The 4,297-nt window shown below is 58.8% G+C and carries 5 protein-coding genes and 2 pseudogenes; 5 read left to right on the top strand and 2 right to left on the bottom strand.

The genetic code is table 11. The features are described from left to right. Window positions 1–217 precede the first annotated feature (217 nt). The 5 genes from ACFQ24_RS04380 to ACFQ24_RS04360 all read left to right on the top strand — a co-directional run bounded on the left by ACFQ24_RS04380 (window position 218) and on the right by ACFQ24_RS04360 (window position 2,270). The gene (locus ACFQ24_RS04380; protein ID WP_129927665.1) at window positions 218–514 is read left to right on the top strand and encodes a type II toxin-antitoxin system RelE/ParE family toxin; all 297 of its coding nucleotides are present in this window, start codon (window positions 218–220) and stop codon (window positions 512–514) included. Window positions 515–518: 4 nt separating this feature from the next. Then, the gene (locus tag ACFQ24_RS04375; RefSeq protein WP_129927666.1) at window positions 519–827 is read left to right on the top strand and encodes an addiction module antidote protein; all 309 of its coding nucleotides are present in this window, start codon (window positions 519–521) and stop codon (window positions 825–827) included. 33 nt (window positions 828–860) lie between these two features. Beyond that, a complete protein-coding gene (locus ACFQ24_RS04370) occupies window positions 861–1,127 on the top strand; it encodes a type II toxin-antitoxin system Phd/YefM family antitoxin (protein ID WP_129927667.1) in 267 nt (88 codons plus the stop codon). A 447-nt stretch (window positions 1,128–1,574) separates the two neighbouring features. Further along, a complete protein-coding gene (locus tag ACFQ24_RS04365) occupies window positions 1,575–1,733 on the top strand; it encodes a hypothetical protein (RefSeq protein ID WP_380909263.1) in 159 nt (52 codons plus the stop codon). Window positions 1,734–2,024: 291 nt separating this feature from the next. Next, window positions 2,025–2,270: a type II toxin-antitoxin system prevent-host-death family antitoxin gene (locus ACFQ24_RS04360; protein ID WP_129927782.1), complete on the top strand. Its 246-nt coding sequence runs from the start codon at window positions 2,025–2,027 to the stop codon at window positions 2,268–2,270. A gap of 21 nt (window positions 2,271–2,291) precedes the next feature. Here ACFQ24_RS04360 and ACFQ24_RS04355 read toward each other — a convergent pair. Continuing rightward, window positions 2,292–3,222, bottom strand: a pseudogene (locus ACFQ24_RS04355) (IS5 family transposase). Window positions 3,223–3,869: 647 nt separating this feature from the next. Then, window positions 3,870–4,170 (bottom strand): annotated as a pseudogene (locus ACFQ24_RS04350) (IS5/IS1182 family transposase); the annotation flags it as partial. Window positions 4,171–4,297 lie beyond the last annotated feature (127 nt).

Genomic DNA, 4,297 nt, shown 5'->3' with positions numbered 1-4,297 from the left:
CGGCCGGGCTACGCCCGACCTCCACCGCACCCAGCGCAGGGCGCTCCCCACAACCGTCCGCCTAATCTCGAAAAGGGGGTCCCTCTTCGACGCCGATACGGGGTCCCGTTTGCGCGCCGTTTGACACATCATGCTCCGCGAGGATCTCTAACATAAGGGTAAATTCCGGCTGCTAACCTTGGTTGACAGTCGAGGGATTGTCAACTATGGTTATCACATGATCGAGATGATCCAGTCTAACGCCTTCAATCAGTGGTTGGCTGGTTTGCGCGATTCAAATGCGAAAGCCCGAATTCAAATCCGCCTGCGTCGTTTGAGCCTTGGTAATCCAGGTGACGTAAAGCCCGTAGGGGATGGAATATCCGAGCTTCGCATTGATTATGGCCCGGGATACCGCGTTTATTACATGAGGCGCGGCCCCATCGTGATTGTCCTGCTTTGCGGCGGTGACAAGAGCACCCAGGCACGAGACATCGCGCAGGCAAAGTCGATCGCAAGCGCATGGAAGGAATGAAATCATGGACGTGACTTTTAGCCGTTACGATCCCGCCGACTTCCTCAAGAGTGAAGCGGACATTGCGGCATATCTGGACGCCGCTGCTGAGGACGGTGATACCGCCGTAATCGCCGCTGCTCTGGGTGACGTGGTGCGCGCACGGAATATCAGTAAGCTCTCACGCGATACCGGCCTTAGTCGTGAAGGCATTTACAAAGCCCTGTCCGGTGAAGGGAATCCGAGCTTTGCGACGATCGGCAAAATTGCCGATGCCCTTGGATTGCGTATCAGCTTTCAACCAATTCATCAGGCAATCACATCGGCGCCATAACAGCCGCTAGCCTGAGTTGCAGGAGATCAGGCCGTGAACTTGTCTATCGAAACCTTCCGCTCGAGCGAAGTCTCGGAGCGCTTCAGTCTCTACTACGACAAGGCCATGACCCACCCAATCGGAGTCGAGCGCGATGGCGCCGTGCGCGTTGTCATGTTATCGGCCGCAGAATACGAGCGCCTTGCACGGCTCGATTACATCGTGCTTGCTCCCAAAGAACTGAGCGAAGATGCGTTCAACGCGATCGCCAACGCCCTGCCAGTGCCTGAGTCATACGATGCCAACAAGCTCCTGGACTGAGCCGCGTCTCGGCGAGGTCATCAAATATCTTTACCTCTGGTGGCACGAGCACGACCGGGGCGAGGAAAGACGGCCGTAAAATTCGGCCGTGCCTGGTCGTTGCCACTTACCTGAAGCACGGGCGCCTGCGCGTCATGATGGTGCCGCTAACGACGCGCGACTATTCACCCGAGCACTCCCTCGAATTGCCCTAGCGGGTGATCGAGCATTTGCGCCTGGATACGCGGAGCCATATAGTCTGAAACGATGTCAGCGAGCTCACATGGGTCGGGCTTGACGTCCGATCCGGCGCGAGCGGCAGCCCGGTCATCGGCGCCATGCCCGAAAAGATCTATCGGCAGGTCGCTGCCAACATCCTTGCACGCCGGGTGAAGATCACGCACCGGACGGAGTAGGGCAGGACATGCGCAGCTTGTGCCTTACAGATAAGAGTGCAAAGCTGCACAGATGCTTGGCCACTCAGCTTCATTCCTGACGATCAGCGTTTTCGGGATCATTGTCGTGGCCACGACGATCATGGGCAACTTTGGCCTGACCCCTTCGGGAAAATGGAGCTTGCGTCTGGCGGGTGTGACTCTGATCGCGGCAGGCTTGCTGCTCGCCTGAAATAAGTCGCCGGCGACGGGCGGGTCGCGTTTAGCCCGCCGCTTTCGGGCGCCTTACCGGCAGATTTGGCCGCAACTTATTTGAGGTCTACCATTAGGCGACCGTTTGCAGACTTTAACGAAACGGCTCACCCAGCACGTCATGGAACGATTTCCATTGCGACATTGGCGAAGGGCAAGTCGCGCTGCAAAGGCCGCGACATGCCGCTCATGTTGCGGGACGACCTTTGGGCAGCATTGCTATTCTGGCCATTCTGGCTATATTGGTTGGAAGGCTTCGACGGAGATTATCATGGCCACCAATGCCGAGAGCTTCGCATCCGTTGCTCTTACCGATTTTCATAACCATCCCGGAACCGTTGTCGATCAAAGCCAGCATGGGCCAGTCGTGCTGACGAAGAACAGGCGGCGTTATGCGGCCGTGGTCAGCATCGACTACCTCGATCGTGCTGCAGCTGCGCTTGAAGCGTTGCACGCCAATCGCCGGGTGTTGACCAGCGAGACGGCTTTGTTGCGCAAATCGGGCCCAAGGCAGTAGTTGGCCTTTGAAGGCATTCAGTTACGCGACACGCTGAGTCTGAGGCTTTCCGAGCGCGGTGAAGCGGTTGAGGATGGCCGCACGGATTTGGATTTCAGCGACCTGGCGATCGAAGTCTCGAGCCATGATGCGTTCCCCCAGCAGCTTGAAACAATGCATTTTCGTCTCGACCAGACTGCGCTGGTGATATCCGCTCCATCGCTTCCAGATTGGCCGCCCGAACCGCCGGCTTGAGCGAACGATTTCATTGCGGGCGGCAACGCCCGGTGTGCTCCCGGGCCAGGCTTTTGCATTGCTGCGGGCGGGGATGATGGCAGGCATCGCGCGCGGCAATGGCTTCGTGACAGGCCCTTGTGTCAAAGGCGCCATCGGCGCTGACGGTCGCGATGGCTTGATTGTGCGGGATCTGCTCCAGCAGTTCGGGCAGCATGGGCGCATCGCCAACCCGGCTTCCGGTCACTTCGATGGCACGGATTTCAAACGATCCGGCGTCCACGCCCAAGTGGACCTTTCGCCACTGGCGACGTTTGGACGGGCCATGTTTGCGCCTGCACCATTCCCCGTCTCCAACGGCCTTGATGCCCGTGCTGTCGATCAACAGATGCAGCGGCCCTGCCCGGGGGTGGCAGGGGATCTCGACAAGCAGGGTCTTCTGCCTCCGGCTCAAAGTGCTGAAATCCGGCACCGGCCAATCGAGCCCTGCCATCTTGAGAAGGCTGGCGACCATGCCGGTGGTCTGGCGCAAGGGAAGCTTGAACACTCCCTTCAGCGTCAGGCAGGCCTGGATCGCCGCATCCGAGAAAACAGGCTGCCGCCCGCGCTTGCCGGTCGGAGTGGACAGCCACTGCATCGCGGGATCAAACCAGACCTGAAGCGAGCCTCTTTGCGCCAGCGCTGCGTTGTAGGACTTCCAGTTCGTCGTGCGGTAACGGGCGCGGGGCGGTCTGCTCATCGCCGCCTCCTAACCAACTGGATTCACCAACGGAATCCCTTGGGCATTTGCGCAACAAAGCCTCTGGGGCATCCAAAATGGATACGCAATATTGGCCCAGGTTCTTTTTCTGTCGAGGCAGCGTTACGACGAGATAGCCACATTTGAACGGCTCAGATGCGTCGAATTACAGCGCCTAATTTCCGCGGCTCCCGACGGCAATCCGCGACGTCAACCTTGACAACCTCGAAACCAAGGCGAAGGGCTGTTTCAAATTCCGACCATTAGAGTTTGTCGGTATCGGTGGTTGCGAGCCCCCGCAACCATCGAAACCGACAAACCAGATTGCCTTGGCTTTTGTCGGTCTCTGTTAGATCGCCCTCCCGCAACCAAACGCTATACAAATACAAACGCCGCCCCTCGGGGCGGCGTCGTCGTACTTGGCGTAGGCTGCCAAATCCGCTACTCTTGCGACCACCTCCGCCTCGGGACCGTTGGCACCGTCGGGATAGATCGTCACGCTCTCGATCAGCTGGACACCTCGAAGAACCGTCGGATTATAGTCTGATGGACGGAGGAGGAGGCGCTGGCGGGCGGGTAGTGCCGATTCCGATGCACCAATCCGCTGATTTTCTGGACGGAGCCGATCATTGGGTCCGCTTTTCATGTCATGCAGGCGAAGCGCGGCGTTCAAGCCATGCGAGACGCTGGAAATTATAGACCATGTTGGCCAATGCCGATCTTGATCCTCGCGCGGGCGAGGCCGACGGTGCGGACGACGAGGCCCATGCGGTGCTTTTGCCCGGCAAAGACGTGTTCAACGGCAGCGCGGACCTTTGACCACCTTGCATTGGCTCTGGCTATCCGTTCAGGCAGCGGCCGCCTGGGCAGGCGCTTCTGGTGGATGTGGCTGGTGAACATGCCCTTGGCGAGAAACGCCTCGTTCTTCTTCGATCGATAGGCGGTATCGTGTCGCGCGACATTCAGGTTGAGAAAGCGCGACAAACAAGATGAGAATCCTGCGTTCCGGGATTGGCGAAGGGCGTAGCCCGTAGCCGATGCCGGAACGCAGGAGGCGCCTTTTGAAGGGTGCCTG

This window comes from Sphingobium olei (assembly GCF_042678845.1).
In the GTDB taxonomy this organism is placed as follows: domain Bacteria; phylum Pseudomonadota; class Alphaproteobacteria; order Sphingomonadales; family Sphingomonadaceae; genus Sphingobium; species Sphingobium olei.
Note: the sequence above shows the minus strand (reverse complement) of the source record. Positions and strands in the feature narration are given on the sequence as shown.